The sequence below is a fragment of the Bifidobacterium platyrrhinorum genome, from assembly GCF_010667645.1.
In the GTDB taxonomy this organism is placed as follows: Bacteria; Actinomycetota; Actinomycetes; order Actinomycetales; family Bifidobacteriaceae; genus Bifidobacterium; species Bifidobacterium platyrrhinorum.
Map to the genome: position 1 here is coordinate 393,209 of NZ_WHZV01000001.1, position 17,547 is coordinate 410,755.

Annotated in this window: 14 protein-coding genes; 4 read left to right on the forward strand and 10 right to left on the reverse strand. The window is 62.8% G+C overall.

The annotated features are described in order from the left end of the window. Positions 1-5 precede the first annotated feature (5 nt). On the forward strand, positions 6-4,970 hold the full coding sequence (locus tag GFD21_RS01515) for a DEAD/DEAH box helicase (RefSeq protein WP_163196145.1): 4,965 nt from the start codon (positions 6-8) through the stop codon (positions 4,968-4,970). A 4-nt stretch (positions 4,971-4,974) separates the two neighbouring features. Here GFD21_RS01515 and GFD21_RS01520 read toward each other — a convergent pair whose 3' ends face one another. Then, positions 4,975-5,559, reverse strand: a complete 585-nt coding sequence (locus GFD21_RS01520; RefSeq protein WP_163196146.1) for a peroxiredoxin — start codon at positions 5,557-5,559, stop codon at positions 4,975-4,977. Between the two features lie 150 nt (positions 5,560-5,709). Between GFD21_RS01520 and GFD21_RS01525 the strand changes: the two genes are divergently transcribed. After that, complete coding sequence (locus GFD21_RS01525; protein WP_163196147.1) at positions 5,710-6,009, forward strand: hypothetical protein; 300 nt, start codon at positions 5,710-5,712, stop codon at positions 6,007-6,009. Positions 6,010-6,102: 93 nt separating this feature from the next. On the opposite strand, the gene GFD21_RS01530 is transcribed toward GFD21_RS01525, so the two are convergent. From GFD21_RS01530 to GFD21_RS01545, 4 genes are all read right to left on the reverse strand, one after another. Beyond that, complete coding sequence (locus GFD21_RS01530; protein WP_163196148.1) at positions 6,103-6,531, reverse strand: hypothetical protein; 429 nt, start codon at positions 6,529-6,531, stop codon at positions 6,103-6,105. A 109-nt stretch (positions 6,532-6,640) separates the two neighbouring features. After that, positions 6,641-7,786 (reverse strand): 4-hydroxybutyrate dehydrogenase, encoded by a 1,146-nt coding sequence (locus tag GFD21_RS01535; protein ID WP_163196149.1) that lies wholly within the window; start codon positions 7,784-7,786, stop codon positions 6,641-6,643. A gap of 197 nt (positions 7,787-7,983) precedes the next feature. Further along, positions 7,984-8,127: a hypothetical protein gene (locus GFD21_RS01540; RefSeq protein WP_163196150.1), complete on the reverse strand. Its 144-nt coding sequence runs from the start codon at positions 8,125-8,127 to the stop codon at positions 7,984-7,986. A gap of 864 nt (positions 8,128-8,991) precedes the next feature. Then, positions 8,992-9,204 (reverse strand): hypothetical protein, encoded by a 213-nt coding sequence (locus tag GFD21_RS01545; protein WP_163196151.1) that lies wholly within the window; start codon positions 9,202-9,204, stop codon positions 8,992-8,994. A gap of 225 nt (positions 9,205-9,429) precedes the next feature. Here GFD21_RS01545 and GFD21_RS01550 point away from each other — a divergent pair, with 225 nt between their 5' ends. Both GFD21_RS01550 and GFD21_RS01555 read left to right on the forward strand, forming a co-directional pair. Next, entirely contained in the window at positions 9,430-11,019 is a 1,590-nt protein-coding gene (locus tag GFD21_RS01550) for a helicase-related protein (protein ID WP_163196152.1), read from the forward strand. Positions 11,020-11,073: 54 nt separating this feature from the next. Next, positions 11,074-11,877: an ADP-ribosylglycohydrolase family protein gene (locus GFD21_RS01555; protein WP_163196153.1), complete on the forward strand. Its 804-nt coding sequence runs from the start codon at positions 11,074-11,076 to the stop codon at positions 11,875-11,877. A gap of 115 nt (positions 11,878-11,992) precedes the next feature. On the opposite strand, the gene GFD21_RS01560 is transcribed toward GFD21_RS01555, so the two are convergent. The 5 genes from GFD21_RS01560 to GFD21_RS01580 all read right to left on the reverse strand — a co-directional run bounded on the left by GFD21_RS01560 (position 11,993) and on the right by GFD21_RS01580 (position 16,997). Then, complete coding sequence (locus tag GFD21_RS01560; RefSeq protein WP_163196154.1) at positions 11,993-12,739, reverse strand: hypothetical protein; 747 nt, start codon at positions 12,737-12,739, stop codon at positions 11,993-11,995. Further along, positions 12,729-14,687 (reverse strand): hypothetical protein, encoded by a 1,959-nt coding sequence (locus GFD21_RS01565; RefSeq protein WP_163196155.1) that lies wholly within the window; start codon positions 14,685-14,687, stop codon positions 12,729-12,731. Before GFD21_RS01565 ends, GFD21_RS01560 begins: the two co-directional genes overlap by 11 nt. Before the next feature lie 2 nt (positions 14,688-14,689). Then, positions 14,690-16,117: a hypothetical protein gene (locus GFD21_RS01570; RefSeq protein ID WP_163196156.1), complete on the reverse strand. Its 1,428-nt coding sequence runs from the start codon at positions 16,115-16,117 to the stop codon at positions 14,690-14,692. A gap of 107 nt (positions 16,118-16,224) precedes the next feature. After that, positions 16,225-16,464 carry a hypothetical protein gene (locus tag GFD21_RS01575; RefSeq protein WP_163196157.1) on the reverse strand — a complete coding sequence of 80 codons (240 nt, stop codon included), beginning with the start codon at positions 16,462-16,464 and terminating at the stop codon, positions 16,225-16,227. After that, a complete protein-coding gene (locus tag GFD21_RS01580) occupies positions 16,464-16,997 on the reverse strand; it encodes a hypothetical protein (RefSeq protein ID WP_163196158.1) in 534 nt (177 codons plus the stop codon). Before GFD21_RS01580 ends, GFD21_RS01575 begins: the two co-directional genes overlap by 1 nt. Positions 16,998-17,547: the final 550 nt, after the last annotated feature.

Here is a 17,547-nt window from a genome sequence, read left to right on the forward strand (position 1 = left end):
AACATATGTACGAAGGATTGGAGCCGTTCTCGGAGCCCACGAGGGCTTGGTTCCGGCACGCCTTCGGCGGGCCGACCGAAGCTCAGCGCGGGGCATGGCCGGCCATCCGCTCCGGAAGGAACGTGCTGGTCGTCGCCCCCACCGGATCCGGCAAGACGCTCGCCGCCTTCCTCTCCGCCATCGACCGTCTGATGACCACCCCGGCCGGGGCGCAAGCCGCCCGCGGCGTGCGCATCCTCTACATCTCCCCGTTGAAGGCGCTCGCCGTCGACGTGGCCCGGAACCTCGAAACACCGCTCGACGGCATCGCCCGCGAATGCGAAACACTCGGCCTGCCCGCACCGCGCATCCGCGTCGCCACGCGCAGCGGCGACACCACCCCCAAGGAACGCCGCGCCATCGCCGCCCATCCGCCGGACATCCTCGTCACCACACCCGAATCGCTCTACCTGCTGCTCACCTCCAAGGCACGGCGCATCCTCAAGACCGTGGACACGGTCATCGTCGACGAAGTGCACGCGCTCGCCGGCACCAAGCGCGGCGCGCACCTCGCCCTGAGCCTCGAACGGCTCGACGACCTCGTCGCCGGAGGAATGCGGTCGCGCAGGGAAAAGACCGACGGCACCGGGAACACGGAGGAGGGTGGAGTCGATACCTCGTGTCGCGTGCAGCGCATCGGCCTGTCCGCCACCGTGAACCCGCCCGCCGAAGCGGCGCGCTTCCTCGGCGGGAACCGGCCCGTCACGATCGTGGACCCCGGTTCGCGTCCCGACATGGATCTGAAGGTCGTCGAGCCGTTGGCCGACATGCGCGACCTGCAATCCGCGAACGTGCCGCGCCGTGCGGGCGGCGCGGATCCGGGGAAGGCGAACGTCCCGCACATCTCCGGCGTGACGCCCGCCATGCGCCGCCTCGCCGAACGTAAGGGCCTCGCCGGTGCCGGCGAGGCGGCGGGCGACGGCGCGCGGGGGAGCGGCGGCCGTGAACCTTCCACGGCGCTCACCGGAGCCGCCGGGGACCGCACGACCGGGTCCATATGGCCGGTGGTCGAGGCGAGCGTGCTCGACGAGATCCTCGCGCACAGGACCACGCTCGTGTTCGTCAACTCGCGCGGGCTCGCCGAAAAGCTCACCGCGCGGTTGAACGATCTGTACGCCGAACGTCGGGGAAGCGGGGCGGGCAGCGCCTCCGCCGTGTTCGCGGACAAGGGCTCGCCCGAAGGCCGTGAACGGTTCGCCGCGCACTACGACGCGGTCGTCGGAGGAACCACGCAGCTCGTCGGCTCGCACACGCCGGACGACGTGATTGCGATGGCGCACCATGGGTCCGTGTCGAAGGACCGGCGCAGGCAGATCGAGGAACGGCTGAAACGTGGCGAACTCAAGTGCGTGGTCGCCACGAGCAGCCTCGAACTCGGCATCGACATGGGATCGGTCGACCTCGTCATCCAGATCGCGCCGCCCTTGTCCGTTGCATCCGGACTGCAGCGCGTCGGCCGCGCCGACCATCACGTCGGCGGCGTCTCGCACGCCCTGCTCTACCCGCTGACGCGTGAGCAGATCATCGGCGTCGCCGCAAGCATCGAAAGCATGCGCGCCGGCGATCTCGAACCATTGCACGTGCCGCGCAATCCGCTCGACATCCTCGCCCAACAGACCGTGGCCGCCGCCGCAATGGACGATCTCGACCCGGACGCATGGTATGCGGCCGTACGTCGCTCGGCCCCGTTCGCCGAACTCGACCGAAGCATGTTCGACGCGGTCATGGGCATGCTCACCGGTGCCTACGACACCGAGGAATTCTCCGCGTTCCGCCCGCCGCTCATGTGGAATCACGACATCGCGTCGGCGAAAGGGACCGTGGCCGCCTCCGGAAGGGGTGCGGACGCGTCCCACGGAACGGGACTCATATCGGCGCGGCCCGGAGCACAGCGGCTCGCCGTCACCTCCGGCGGCACGATACCCGACCGCGGCCTCTACACGGTCGTGCTGCCCGAAGCGGACGGCAACCAGGGGCGGCGGAGGGTCGGCGAACTCGACGAGGAGATGGTGTACGAGTCGCGCGTCGGCGACGTCATCACGCTCGGCACCTCCACCTGGCAGATCCAGGAGATCGACAGGGACCGGGTGGTCGTCACCCCCGCGCCCGGGCGCACCGCGCGACTGCCGTTCTGGCATGGCGAAGAATCGGGACGCGACGCCGGTTTCGGCCGTGCCAAAGGCCGTTTCATCCGCGAGACCGCGAAGGACCTCACCGATTCCCGGGAACCACGGAATCGTGAGGGAGAGTCGACGGCGCAGGGGAAGACGGTCGTTCCGGCGCCCTCTTTCGGACCGCCCACTCTCCGGCGGTTGCGCGCCGACGGCCTCGACGACAACGCCGTCGGCAATCTCGCCCGGCTGCTCGCCGAACAACGGGCGGCGACCGGAACCATACCCTCCGACCGCGAGATCGTCATCGAACGATGCCCGGACGAGCAGGGCGACCAACGCATCATCGTGCATTCGCCATACGGCCGGCGTGTGCACGAGCCATGGGCCATGGCGATCTCCACACGGCTGAAGCAACGCCACGGATTCGACGGGCAGGCGTATGCGGCCGACGATGGCATCGTCATCCGCATCCCCGACGGCGCCGGCGACATTCCCGCGCGGGACCTGCTCCTGTTCGAACCGGACGATCTCACACGCGTCATCGAGACCGAGGTGGGGGAGAGCGTGCTGTACGCGGCGCGGTTCCGCGAATGCGCCGCACGATCGCTCTACCTGCCGCGCACCGAACCGGGCCGCCGCGTGCCGCTGTGGCAGCAGCGTCTGCGCGCGGCCCAGCTGCTCGCCGCCGCGCGCACACGGCGCAACTTCCCGTTGCTGCTCGAAACCGCGCGCGAATGTTTGCAGGACGTGTACGATCTGCCGGCGCTACGGGACCTGATGAACGGGCTCGATGACGGCACCGTCATCATGAGGGACGTGGCGACCGAAACGCCGTCGCCGTTCGCCGAGAACCTGCTGTTCGGCTTCGTCGGATCCGTCATGTACCAGTACGACGTGCCGCAGGCCGAACGCAGCGCCCAACTGCTGTCCATGGACCCCGAAGTGCTGGAACGGCTGCTCGGCACCACCGACATGGCCGCCGTGCTCGACCCGGAGACGATCGCCGACGTGACGCGGGAACTCGCCGGCCGCACATTCTGGAACGAACTCGACGACGCCGACGTGATCGGACGGACGACGCGCTACGCCAAGACGCACGGTCCGTTCACCGCGGACGGACTCGCCTCCGACCTGCGCATCGACGCCGAGACGGCCGTACGCGCTCTCGATGAGCTCGGACGGCGCGGGGAACTGCTGTCCGGGCATTTCGTCGACATGCCATCGCGCGAGGCCGGGGACGCCACGGACCATGCCGGAGGCGGCGCGATCGCGTCGGAATCCGCGGCGGGGGCCACGCAATGGCTTCATCGTGACGTGTTCCGTCGCATCCGTGCCAGATCGCTCGCCAAGGCACGCCGGGAGGTGCGCCCGGTCGATCCGGCCGCATACCAGACCTTCCTGTTCGACCGTCAGGGCGTCGGGCCGGTGGGCGGCGAACGGTACCGGGGCGTGGACGGGCTGCTGGCCGTCATCGAACAACTGGAGGGTGTGACCCTGCCGGCCGCCGTATGGGAATCCTCCGTGTTCCCGGCACGTGTGGCCGATTATGCACCCGCCATGCTCGACGAACTGCTCGCCGGGGGAGACGTCGTCTGGATCGGCTCCAAAACCGGTTCCACCGCGCCCCGCGAACCCGGATCGGTCGCCTTCCATCCCACCGGCTCCCCATTGCAGGGCGGCATCGTCGAGCGATCCGACGTCACCGGCGACCCCTCCCGCGCCGGTGCCGAAATCCAGACCATCCCCGACGCCATTCTCGCCGTCCTGTCCTCGGGAGGCGCCTATCACGCCGCGCAACTGTCCGCCATGACCCGCGAACGATGGGCCGGTGCCGCCGGCGCCATGGACCGGGTCGACCCCCGGACCGGCGAGATCACGGCGGCGCAGGACGGGAGCGCCGCGGGCGACGGGGGAACCCCCTGGTCCGATGCCCAATTCGAGGAGGCGCTGTGGTCGCTAGTATGGCAGGGCAAGGTGACCAACAGCACATTCGCCCCGGTGCGCGCATTGGGAGCGGGCGGGCGCGCCGCACGTCGCCCATCCTCCCGGATCACACGGCGGCGCATCCGGGTTCGGACCGCCATGCCGACGACCATGGGAGGACTGTGGTCCCTAGCCGGGTCGGACGAACCGGACGAACCAGCCGTACCGGCCGCACCGGAACAGCGCATGATCGAACAGGTGGAGATCCTTCTGGACCGCTATGGCGTCGTCGCGCAGCCATTGGTCGACAAGGACGGCATCCCCGGAGGGTTCCCGGCGTTGTATCCGGTGTTGGCGCGCATGGAGGAGCACGGTCGTCTGGTGCGCGGCATGTTCGTCTCCGGCTTCGGAGCGGCCCAATTCGCCGACAGGGACACCGTCGACGCGCTGAGACGCATGGAACATGCGGATGACGGGGGCCAACAGGACGGGCGACGCCGGGAGCGGCGCGACCGGCACATGACCTCGCCGGTGGCGATCGGCGTGCTGGACCCGGCGAACCTGTACGGTTCCGCCATACGATGGCCCGCCACGCCGTCCGGCGCTTCGAAGCCGACCAGACGCGAAGGCGGCATCGTGGCACTGTCCGCCGGCGAACCCGTCGCCTACGCCATGCCGCGCTCCAGACGCCTGACGGTGTTCGATGCCGACGGGAACGACGACGGCACGCGTATGGGACTGACGGAACTGGCGTACGCCCTGCGCCGCGACGGCCCCGGAACGGTGACCTTCGCCGACGTCAACGGAGCACCGTTGAACGCCGGCAACCGGTATGCGCGCGTCCTGCACCAGGCCGGCTTCACGCCGGTGCCGCAGGGCATGCGCCTGTACTGAACCGTCACCCCAGTTTCCTCAACAGCGAATCGACATGGCCCTTCGCGCGCACGTTGTACCGGGCAAGCGTGATGACGCCATCCCCGTCGATGGCGAACGTCGAACGGATCACGCCCACATGCGTCCTGCCGTACAGCTTCTTCTCCCCGTATGCGGCATAACGCCTGTGCACCGTCAGATCGGGGTCGCTCAGCAACGGGAACGACAGATGGTCGCGCTCGCGGAACCGCTGCAGTTTGGCGATCGGATCCTTCGACACCCCGAGTACCGTGTAGCCGAGCGAGGAAAGACGGGCGATGTTGTCGCGGAAATCACACGCCTCGGTGGTGCATCCGGGCGTCATCGCCGCAGGATAGAAGTACAGCAGCACCTTCTTTCCGGCCCCGGTGAGATCGGAAAGCGTGACCTGCGATTCGCCGCCGTCCGGTTCCACCGCGGGCAGCGTGAAATCGGGGGCCTTCAGCCCTGCCTCGAGACGCGCCGGCAATGGTTCGGCCTGCCTCTTTTCGCCGTTCGCCGCGCCCGGCTCCGGACCGTTGGCCGGAGCCGGGGCATCGATGTCCGTATCGGTGTCGTTCGTCGTGGTCATATTCGCTCCTTCCACAGGGATATCGGCTTCCATCGTATTCCCGCATCCGCATGCATCCCCGTGTTCGCCCGGAATTGGCGACGGGGTCATGCCCCGTCAATCCGACGGTGCTATGGTGTGGGCTGATCGAACGAGGGGAAGTGCGTGATCATGAGCGAATCGAAACCAATCACCATCGGGGCGATCGAACCGTTCGCGCCGGGACCGGAGATGAAAGAGGAGCAACCGGCGGTCAGGGTGCTTGAGGAATCCGCGCAATTGCTCGAGGCATACCGGGACTGGGACGAAGGCGGAGAGACCGAATACCTGCGCCTCCGTCTGTTCGACAAAAGCGCGGACGTCATCCAGGCGACGGTGAACCTGCTCGCCTCCATGGGGGCATTGGATTACGAGGTGAACGCCGCCATCAAACGCTGCCGTGAGCGCAACCGCGCCAAGGATCGGTACTGACGAGCGGTACTGACGAGCGGTACTGACCGGTCGCGGATGGGCATTGCGGGCAGCGGGGCGCGGGTGTCATGACCGAGCCCCGCCGCCCGGCCGTCAGCCGATCGCCGGGCGCACATCGAGCGTGCAGACGACGCCCGTCTCCCGGCGCACCCATTCGATGGCCTGCAGCGCGGCGATGTTCCACAGGGCGTGCGGGATGCCGCCCAGATCGGGCTGTTCCGCCCAGAAGGTCACGTCATCGTCGAACACGGTGACGACCGTGCCCTCGTCGGCCGGGGTGATCATCCGGTACAGGCGCTTCGCGAGCGTCGCGACGAACTCGTTCGCGGCGGCGAACGTGTCATTGAGATGCTGGTCGGCCGTCACGGGAGGACCGACCAGCTCCCACGACTCCACGTCGGAGGCGTCCCAGTGCGCGGACTCGCCGCCCACCTTGCGTTCGATGGTCACGAACAGCCGGGCGAACTCGCCCGATGTCAGACCCGTGACCCGTCTGCGCGTCGCCAACTCAATGGGTGTCATGGTCGTGTTCTCCTTCCCGTGATCGCCGCAATCGCCGTGATCGCCGTATCCGGTGCGATTATCGCACGTCCCGGCCGATGAGAAAGCCGCCGGCCGGAGGCAGGGAGCGTCAGTAGAGCTCCTCGAAGATCTTGCGCACGCGGGCCGCGTCGAGCGGCACGTAGTTGTTGCGCATGAGACGCGCCTGCGTGGTCATCACACGGTCCGTGAACTCGGGCAGGTCCTCGCGTGTCACGCCATACTCGTGCAACGCCTTCTTCGGCAGCAGCTGGTCGATGAGCCTCTCCAACTCGTCGTACACGTCGGCCACATCGCAGCCGAGCAGTCCGGCGAGCACGCCGTTGAGCTTCGCGATCTCGCCGTCCGGCCTGATCTCCATGTAGTTGCGCAGCACGCCGGTGAACATCGCATAGTTCGACTCGCCGTGCGGCACATGGTACTTGCCGCCCAGCTGGTAGCTCAGCGCGTGCACGGCCGCGCAGCCGCCCGTGTCGAAGCTGATGCCCGCATAGTCGGAGGCGATGAGGAAGTCGGTCATCAGTTCATTGCGCTTCACGCGGCGCTTCTCGACGTCGCCGTCCGGGCCGCCGGCCTCGACGATCGCCTGATAGCCGCCCACGATCATGCGCATCGCCTCATAGCCGAACAGGCGCGTGTACGGGGTCGCGTTCGGGGAGAGCGTGGACTCGACCGAATGCACAAGCGCGTCGAGCGAGCTGGTCATGAACACGTGATCGGGCAGGCCGTACAGGAGTTCCGGGATGAGCACCGCATGGTCGGCGAACATCTCCGGACCGGCGATGCCCGCCTTGCAGCCGAGACGCGTGCGGTTGATGGCCGCGATCTCCGTGACCTCGCTGCCCGTGCCGCACGTGGTGGGCACGAGCACGAGCCCCACCGTGCGCTTGAAATCGGGCAGATGGTCGATGACCTCGTCGATCGACGCGCCGCCGGCCACGGCCACGATCTTCGACATGTCCATCACGGCGCCGCCGCCGATCGCGACGATGCGGTCGTAGTCGAACGCCTTCGCGTCCGAGATGATCGCGTCGATCATCACGTCGGTCGGCTCCTGGTTGCCGTACTTGTCGACGAGCAGCACGTTCGCGCCGTTGAGGTGGGACTTCAGGAACGCGTCGTGGATCATGCCGATGGTGACCACCAGATCGCGCGGGCCGAGTGCGAACTCCTCGGCGAACTCCTGGACCGTGTCGAACTGGTGGATGTCCTTCGGTCCGACGGTGAGCATCTTCATGATGTTGCCTTCCTTTGCGTTCCGTGTATGTTCCGTATGTTGTATGTTCCGTATGTTGTGGTTTATGCGAATCGCTCCGCTGGCGCGTGATGATAGCCCCGTGACGTATCGGCCATGTTGCATTGACGGCGGGATGCCGTGGCGGGGAGCGATACGCGTACGTCCGCTGCCCCGGTCGTGCCTTGGACGGGTGCCCCCTAATCGGTTCCGGCGCCGTCGTATGCGTTGCGGCGGCAGGCCTTGTCGCCGGCGTCGGCGTTCGGATCATAGGCGTCGGTCATCGGCGTATCCGCGCCGACGAGCCACGGTTCCGCGAAATCCATCATGGTGATATCCGACATGGTCGGCTCCTTTCCGAAGGTGGTCGCCTTGGTGGAGTCCATTCTGCCGGCATCGGATTGGCGTGTGCTCGGCATGGGGTGAGGGTCCGCCGACAATCCCGTGAAGAAACGGGGGTGGGGATGGACCGGTGCGGATATAGCGTCATGCGACGCCTTCTCCAGGGGAGCCTGGGGGCGATGTACATGGTTGCGCCGGTGATGTGCGGAGTTCGGAAGGGTACGTGCGGAGTTTGAGTGCGACGTGCGGAGTTCCGATGACCTCGTGCGGGGTCCGTCGCCGAAGACCTGTGTTGTGATGACAGGCATGTGGTTCGGGATGCTTGGAATTCCGCCATTCCGGCTTGGACGAAGATGATGTGGTTTCCCGGTCTTCATGACCCGGCTCCGCACGTGGTCCTCCGAACTCCGCACGTATTCTTAAAACTCCGCAGATTCATGGCTGGTCGCGGTGTGTATGGTCATGATGGCGGCGTGCATGGGCTCATTCATGTCGGCTGCGCTTTATCCATATGGGATCCATACGGGCCGTTTAGCGGAAACTGATGCCGCCCTTGTGCCCGGTCGCCTTGAACGGCATCGCGCGCCGGCCGGATTTCGCCGCGCCTTGGGCATTCGCATTGACGGGGGATTGAAAGTGGAAGCTGCCGTCGGTGTGTTTAGGCTCGTTCCAGGAACGCCCGTTGCGTTGTGCTGGTCTCGGCCAGCCTGATGCATGCGCCGGCTGGGCGTCTTGTGACTGCGCTGTCGGTTGCATCGAATGGTTGTGATGTGTCATTACTGTCATGGTTTCTGCTGGCGCACGATCAGAATCATCCGCCTGATTCCCGGAATGCCCGTCGTGCTTTCCCGCCGGAGGGGAGATGGTTACGCTACAAGTCGTTCCTGGCCTTTGGGGTACTCGATTCCTTCGTTACCGGCGGCATCCAGCTTGTCCTCGCGTTCTTGGTGGATCCGCAGAAGGGCGACCACCAGCCAGTTGATTGTCGTGATGGCATACATCAGTACGAGTATGTTGTTCCGGTTTTTCTTGGTGAATTCGACAATGGTCGATGCGGCATTCAGCGCCACGTTCACCATGCACAGTGTGGAGATCCTCGGCATTCTCATGACCGTCAGTATATCGGTTGTCGGCATGTGGGAGTGCCGAGTGGTCATCAAGACGGCGTGGCGTCACTATCCCTATCGGTTTATTGTTTCGACACCATGGAAAACAAAAAACCGGTATATATTTACCGGTTTTTGCTATGAGGTTTTACGGTGGACGCATCCGGAACGGAAGCTCATTGGAAGGAGGATGAGTTCATGGATGGCGAGAGGTCCGGCGGATCGGGTCAACGCAAATCGCGGAATCGATTCGCCGGAGAACGGGAGAGGAACATCAGACGATTCCGCATGGAGGAGGAGCGTCGGCGGAAGGCCGGGAGACGGCGGGCGCAGAAACGTGCGGCGACCGAGGGGGTTCGTGAGTACGTCTTGGCGAATACGCCGAAGTCCATCGGTATGGCGATGCCGAGACGCCGGTTCGTCCTGCATGTCGGGCCGACCAATTCGGGCAAGACCCATGACGCATTGGAAACGTTGAAGAAGGCGCGGACGGGTGTGTATCTGGCCCCGCTCCGCTTGTTGGCGTTGGAGGTCGGTGAACGGCTGCGTGATGCGGGCATCCGTTCCAGTATCGTCACCGGCGAGGAGCAGGATATGGCGGATTCCGATACTCATTTCAGCGGAACGGTGGAGATGCTGGACACCCACAGGGAATATGAGGTCGCCGTCATCGACGAGGCGCAGATGATCGCCGATTCTGATCGCGGTGGCGCCTGGACGCGCGCCATTCTGCAAGTGAGGGCTGAGGAGGTGCATGTCTGTATGAGTCCCGAAGCTTTGGGACTCGTCTTCCGATTGCTGGATCTGACCCCCAATGAGGCGGAGGTCGTACAGCACGAACGTGCGAATGAATTGGTGGTCGAAGATGACGTGTGGGATGGTGACTTGCAGACGGGAGACGCTTATATCTGCTTCTCCCGCAGACAAGTACTCGAGGTGGCAGGGCGTTTCGAGCGTGACGGTCATCATCCGGCGGTCATCTATGGAGGATTGCCGTGGAGGGCCCGTCGTCGTGAGGCGGCGAAATTCCTCGAAGGCTCCGCCGATGTGCTGGTGGCGACCGATGCGATAGGCATGGGTCTTAACCTGCCGATTCGACGCATCATCTTCCATCAGCTCCATAAGTACGACGGGCGTTCCGATCGTCCTCTCACCGATTTGGAGATTAGGCAGATAGCCGGTCGAGCGGGTAGATACGGCATGTTCGAGGAGGGCAGAGTGACGGCGGTACGGCATAAGGACATGCTCCGACTGCGTGACTTGCTGGCTCCATTCCCCGTGGAACCCATCGATTATGCGTATCGTTCGTTCGACTTGGCTCTGGGACTGGACGAACGATGGCCGTTGTCGCTGATCATGCGTTGCTGGAGGGAGACACGGCCGGGTGCTTCGTTCTTGCTGACCCAGGACGTGAGCACTCCGATCGAGGCCGCCATTTGGGTGGAACGTAAATATGGGAATGCCGGCATGGAGCGTGATATGGCGTATGATCTCGCGTTTCTGCCGTTCGAATGGGACGATCATGATCTGCGCGACGAATTCCGTTCGTCGGTCAGGAGGTTCATGCGTGGAGACGAGATGACATGGCTCGCGATGTTCGACGCCGATGGGAATGATCTGAAGGAACTGGAACGTGGACTGAAGATTCTTGCATTCCGCTTCGCGTTCGCCCGTGCCGTGGGACTGCTTGACGATGATATGCTCACGGGATTCAACGCGACGCGTGACCATTTGGAACGGATGCTGATCAATCTTCTCGACGGGCCTAAGGGCATTCTCATCAGATAGTCTTTCAAATAACCGCGAATCCGTCGTTCGAGGTCGGCGGGGAAGGAGATGGCCATGACAGTGATGTTGCGGGATGCCGCGTACGGGCAGGCGGTGGGGGACGCGCTCGGCGTGCCTTACGAGTTCAAAAAGCGCGGCAGCTTCCATGCGGAGACCATGACCGGCCATGGCACGCACGACCAACCGGCCGGCACATGGAGCGACGACACGAGCATGGCGCTCGCGATCTGCGATTCCATCCGCGCGAACGACGGGCGCATCGACGTGACCGACATGCGCGCTCGATTCGAGGACTGGTACCGGCATGACGCGTACACCGTCGACGGCCTGTTCGACATCGGCAACACCACGGTCGAGGCGCTGACGACGGGCCGCGGCTGCGACGGCGAGTGGGACAACGGCAACGGTTCGCTGATGCGCACAATTCCGCTCGCGTTCACCGACGCGACTGACGATGAGATCCGTGCGGTGAGCGCGATCACGCACGCCCATCCGACGAGCATGGACGCCTGCGTGCGTCTGGTCGCGTTCGCGCGGCTGCTGATCGCCGGCCGTAAGCCGGTCCAGGCGCTGTCGGAGACGAAGCCGGTGCGCGCCGACGTGGCGTCGCTGCCGGAGACGGAGATCCGTTCCGGCGGGTACGTGCTGAATACGCTGCTTGCCGCGATCTGGTGCCTGCTCACCACGGACTCGTATGCGGCATGCGTGCTGAAGGCCGTGAACCTCGGCGCGGACGCCGACACCACGGCCGCCGTGGCCGGGGGCCTCGCCGGCATCGTCTACGGCGTGGACGGAATCCCCGCCGACTGGATGGCGATGCTGCGCGGCAAACAGGTCATCGAACAATGCCTGTTTTGATCACCGGGTGGGGAAATCGTCACTGCAAGACGAGACGGGTCATCGGTTTTTTCTGTGAGATGGCGTCAATGGTTGTCCTCGTTCGCTGGACCTACGCATGCTGGGGTGATACTCATTATCGTGTAACAATGGCGTAGCCTTCGGATTCGAGCAGTTGCATGAGCGTGAGACCGTATTCGGCGCGGGCAAGTCGGTGCGATGCGTCATCGACGGAGGACACCGGCCATGTCAGCAGGTTGAATCGTGAGGCTTGAATGGAAACGGATGGTGGACGCGACAGGTCGATGGCGATGTAACGTTCGTCCTCTGTCGGCGTGATGACGGCTTTCCTCTTCGACGGGCGGTGCCGGGTTGTGCCGTTGATGGATGCTGCAGAAAGCGACGGTACTTCGCCTGTAAGACCGGTGAGACGCATCATGCCCGACATCGGGGGTACGCCGGTAGAGGTAAGGTTCGTCGGATCGGTCAATCCCAGCAGCAGAGAGGACCGCGTGCCGAGCGGAACCGTATGCCGCGCCGTGCAGCGGTACAGTCCGTTATCGGTTTCGAGGAGATCGCTCACGTCGGTCAGCAACCGCGCGATATCCGACAGATTCCTGCGCATGCCGGCGCCGTGCTCGTACCATTCGAGTATGTCTGGGTACGGTCCCGCCAGATTGCGCAGCCATGCAGCGCTTTTACGCGCGATGGTTGGTCTGCTGATTCCATAGGAGCCGCCGAAGCCATCGTCGAGGCAAAACGCCTGCATCCAGAACCGGAGCGCGGAGTACGAGACTCGGCAGACGAACGACGTATCTTCCTCGCCGTGCATGCGGGGGATACCGAGATCGTCTGCCATGGTTCCCAGCAGATCACCGGCCATTGCGGCCCCGTTCGATGCGTGACAGCAATTCTTTGACGGATGGGGGTTCCTTGCCGTCGATACGGATGGTTCGTGCCCGATCTAAACCGAAGGCGGCATAGGTCTGCAGGGCGAGATGGGCGGACGTCCACTGCCGACCATCTCCGGGAATCGGGAACCGGGCGGAGACGGCTGCCGGAAGCATCAATGAGGACAACGGCAGCGACGTGTGCTCCTGCATGGCGGTGGCGGTGTCGAACGCCATCTGCCATTTGGTTTCGGAACGATGGAAAGCGCTCGCGAACCGCTGCATGGTCGTCGGTGTGGCCGGCAGCTTGACATACCGTTCGGTCGGCAGATAGAACACGTGGTCCCAAACCTCGGCGGCGACGAGCCGCAGATTGCCGTATGCGCCGATCGGCAGGATGATCGTCGACTCGGAACGGAGCCGTGACAGTGCGAACAGCAGACTCTCGTTCACCGTGTCGAAGACGTTGTCCAAGACCAGCACGCCATCGCCAGTATCCGACAGCAAGCGGTCCAATGCTCTGGCGTCGTTCCAATCCACCGGAACCGTCGCATGACGGGCGGGTTCGCCACGCATCGTATAGGACAGAGCATTGGCGAGATCCGCCGCGAACGTGGAATCCACAGCCAGAAGCCGTGCCGGCGACAATATGATCCCACAGGCGCTCGCCAACTCGTTCGGAGACTCCCTGGGCTTGCTTGTGTCAACGATGCCGAAGGCACGCAGATTGTTCGCGAGAACCCGTGTGAACCGTTCATCGCTCCGATTCACTGGAATCTTCGGATAGGGGACTGTCCGCAGGAGATGAGTCACGCTGCCGTCGCCATCAGAGGCGATGGATGTGCCGGAGACGCCGTCAGCGGCGTGCGACGACATCAACGATTCCGCCACCGACTTCAGGCCAAGTCTCAGCGCGACATCCTCATCCAGACGATCCAGTACGGCCTTCCTCTGCTGTTCGAGTTCGGCCAGTTCGGCTTGCTTGTGTTGGTTAAGTTCCGCCAGCTCAGTTGTCTTGCGTCGTTCGAGTTCGGCTAGTTCTGATTCCTTACGACGTGTGAACTCGGCGAGCTCGATTTCCTGTTGCTTATGAATGCTTGTAATCGCGGCACGGGCGGTCTCTAATTTCTTGTTCGTCTCATCGGTTTCGGCTTGTAATGGCAATACGAGCTTGCCGAGCCGCTCATATGATGCGGACCTGTCTCGTATGCGTTCCTCAAGCCGAGTAAGTTCGTCGCGTTTTTCCGTAATAATCGCATCATAATATTGAGATGGCTGAAGTGAGACTCGCCCATGATAACCATGAAGTGTTTTGCTTAAATAAAGATATCGGGTGATTGTGTTTTGGTGCAGAAGGGGAATTTCATGTACATCGCTTTTCTTAAGAATATAACGGTTAAATAATCTGCTGGCGTCAATGATTTTGATTGTTTCGTGGTTGAAGACACAGTTATCGCGTGACACTAATATCGCATTGTAGTACTCGTTATCTTCGTAATATACGACGAGAAGCTGTCTTGTAGGGTTGCCGTTATAGGGAAGTCCCTCTGTAAGTTGTTTGTATACATCTTCGATGGTATTTAGATTCGGGCATATAATAACTTCATATACATTTGGAGTGTGATTGTATCGGTATGTATATGGATCCGCTATTAAGGGACGGTCGGGTCTCGTGGTATTGGCTTCCCATTGCAGACAGATGAAGTCGGTGGTTTTTCGATTTATTTTGTTTATTGTGTTGGGATGATATAGGCTATACGGGTTAATGGCGGGACGCTTATTGCGCTCTGAAGGTTTTGTGTCGTTGTAGACCCAGGTGTATTGATCGTCATTAGATGAATAATCCATCAATCGAACAAAATATGCAAAATCGGATTGCGGCTCTGTATATACCATGCAGACGGAGGCATGGGTGAATTCGGAATCGTTGATCCAGGGCATGATTACATCCTTTCCCTGAGTTGTGTGATGGCGGTGCTTTGCGAGTGCGGTTGCGCGAGCTGTGGGATGCCTAGCCGTCGGCGAGCTATTCGGGCGCCGCCGCTCAGAGGCAGGGGAGAGGTGCCGGTGGCGTCGCCGGGAACGTCATTCCTCGATGGGGTCGTGCCGGGCGTGTAGGGAGCTCTGATTGTGTCCGCCGCGCCCGTATCCGCAGCGGAATCATCCGACGTTTCTTCGATACCGTTCTTATCTTCGGTCTGTCTCCATTCGTCGTACGGATGCAGATCGTCCGGATAGTTGGGGCCGATATACGCCGTGCTCCATGGCATGCGCTTGGTCGGTTTGAAGAACACGCAGTAGGAGTCGTTCTCTTCGGTGATGTCGGGCTTGTCGAATCCGAGCAGCCCTACGGCGCGTGCCCGCGGATCCTTCGGCAGGAATCGTTGTGAGGCGATACGGTCCGGCATCGGTTCGTCCCCGGTCTGATACGGCGCGCGATACGTGGGGGTCGACCATCGGAACAATGGTTCGTCCACGCCCCAGGAGCGTAGGGACGGCGGCCACAAAAGCTGCGCCGAACAGTCGTAGTCCGATATGAAGTAGCCGAAGGCGCCGAGCCAGTTGTTGGCTTTGTCCAGACGCGCCGACGAGGCGCCGATGCGCACCTCATACACGAGGAGCGGCCCATCGTCGACGACGCCCCTGCCGTTCACGAAATCGAAGTAGTTGCCGAGATTCTTGAGACGTCGTTCGCTTCCGATGATGTAATAGTCGACGCCGGTCTGCAATGCGGAACGTTCCGGCAGCCTGCGTCCACCGTTGCCTCCGAACGCGCTGGAGAACACCATCAGGTCGTCGTGCGGTTGAGGGCACCCCACATGGCGTCGCCACCGTTTCGGAATGACGATGCGCGTCTCCGGATCACGCTCGGGCTTCGGGAGCCTGATGGTGTTCGAACGTTTCGAGAGCAGTTCGCGCATGGGGTAGTCGACGCCGTCGACCGTCACGACGTCCGTATCCGTCAGCTTGCGCAGCATGTATTGCAGCCCGCGTCGACGTAGCGAGAACTCGATGTGGAACCGATTGCCTCCACGCTTGTCGCGACGTAGGAACATGAGCAGTGACGGTACCCTGTCGTCCTGCTCGACGGCCGAACCTGGGTGGTATTGTTCGCAGAGCTGCGCCCATTTATCGTTTTTGAGATGACTGAAATACGGGGTTTTCGTGCGACGGTTGCCTTTGCCGCGTGCGCCCGACTGACGTTTGTGATCGTACTTGGGGCCCATGGCTCCGGGAGTGAGCGGACGCCTGCAGTACGGGCAGTTGAACCGGATGGAGGAGGGCGGGTTCCCGAACCGGTCGTTCACGTCCTGCGCGGTGACGAGCGTGGGCGCGGCAGTCTGCACCATCATCACCGCACTGTCCACCATGGCGTCCTCGTCTCCTCATCGCGATCCGAACCGATTCGCCCTACTTTACCGGAGCGTTGCGCGCATGTGGGGAGCCTGCAACACGTGTCGAGGATTCGATGGATTGGTCATTCCGACTGGTCTGGCTGCTCCTTCCGCGCCTCGTCGTAGTACTCGTTGAGGAGTCCTTCGCGTGTGATCCGCAGCGCTTCCTCGCTGCCGCTGATGCGGCGGAAGAGGTCCGTGTTCTCGGCTTGCGTTTTGAAGAAGGCGTTGAGGAACGCGGGACCGAACGGCGTGCGGAAGTCGGAACGGGAGTTGCTGCGTGCCTTCTGGCCGAGTTTGGTGTCGCCCTTCAGGAGCGTCATCACGCCTTCGAAGAACTTGCGGGCGGGGTCGTTGAAATCGGTGCCGAACAGCTGGTTGATCTATTCGATGATCGAGGACAGGTAATCCTCGTCGTCGCCGCTCTTGCCGACGCCGACGGTTCCGGCGTTGTTCTGACCGGTTCCTCTCCGGTGAGTCTGATGTCGACGCGCCCCTTGTTCTCGATGCGCAGTTGTGTCACGGCGATGAGTCCGTCGATGGGTTCCTCCGCCTTGCGTTCCGGCGCAAGCTCACGGTAGAGGAACGTCAGGTACGTGTCGAGTTCGAACAGCGGCCTGTCGTCGAGCCGGATTAGCTGCGTCACATACGTGTACGTGTGCAGGAACTTGCCGACGCGTTTGCGGAACTCCTCCTGACGGTCCTCGTCCAGATCGGCGTACCGGTCCTTGGCCGGTCCGAGTGCCCGCAGCACTTCCGGCATGGTGGATTCGTCCGGCTTGCCGAGCCAGATCCGGCACAATGCCGCGATATCCTCGTTATCGTAGATCTGGAACGCGTCGAGTTCGGTCTTCATGTCGTAGATGACGTTCGGATCGGTGACGCGGTCGAGTTCCGTCTGTGTGTAGTACGGTTCGAATGCGGCTTGGATGGTCGCCGCGCAGCAGGTCCGCCACCGACCAGATGAACGCCACGATCGACTGATGATTCATCGTCACCTTCCATTCTCCTTCGAGTCTCCCGTTACCGTACCAAGGACCGCGCTGTACCGCGCGGCGTTCGCCACCGTGTCGAGCGGGAGCCTGTTGAACGTATGAACGTGTATGGTTCAGATATGAACGTGTATGGTTTCGGGTGATTCCTGTACCTCGAATCAGGCAACCTGCATGGTGTACTGCTGAAGAAGACTGGTCGAAGGTCGGATGGACGTCAGGGTGGCGGTCTGGAATCCTTGGAATTCCGCCATTATGGTCGGGCGCATGTCTGCGTGATTGTCAGGTCTTCGCGAGGGTGCCCTACACGTTCGCCCCGAAATCCTACACAACCACCTCGCAACCATGCACATCCATGCCGGGACTATACACGTTCACGCAGAGGGGCCCTACACTGTGAATCAGGTACGACCT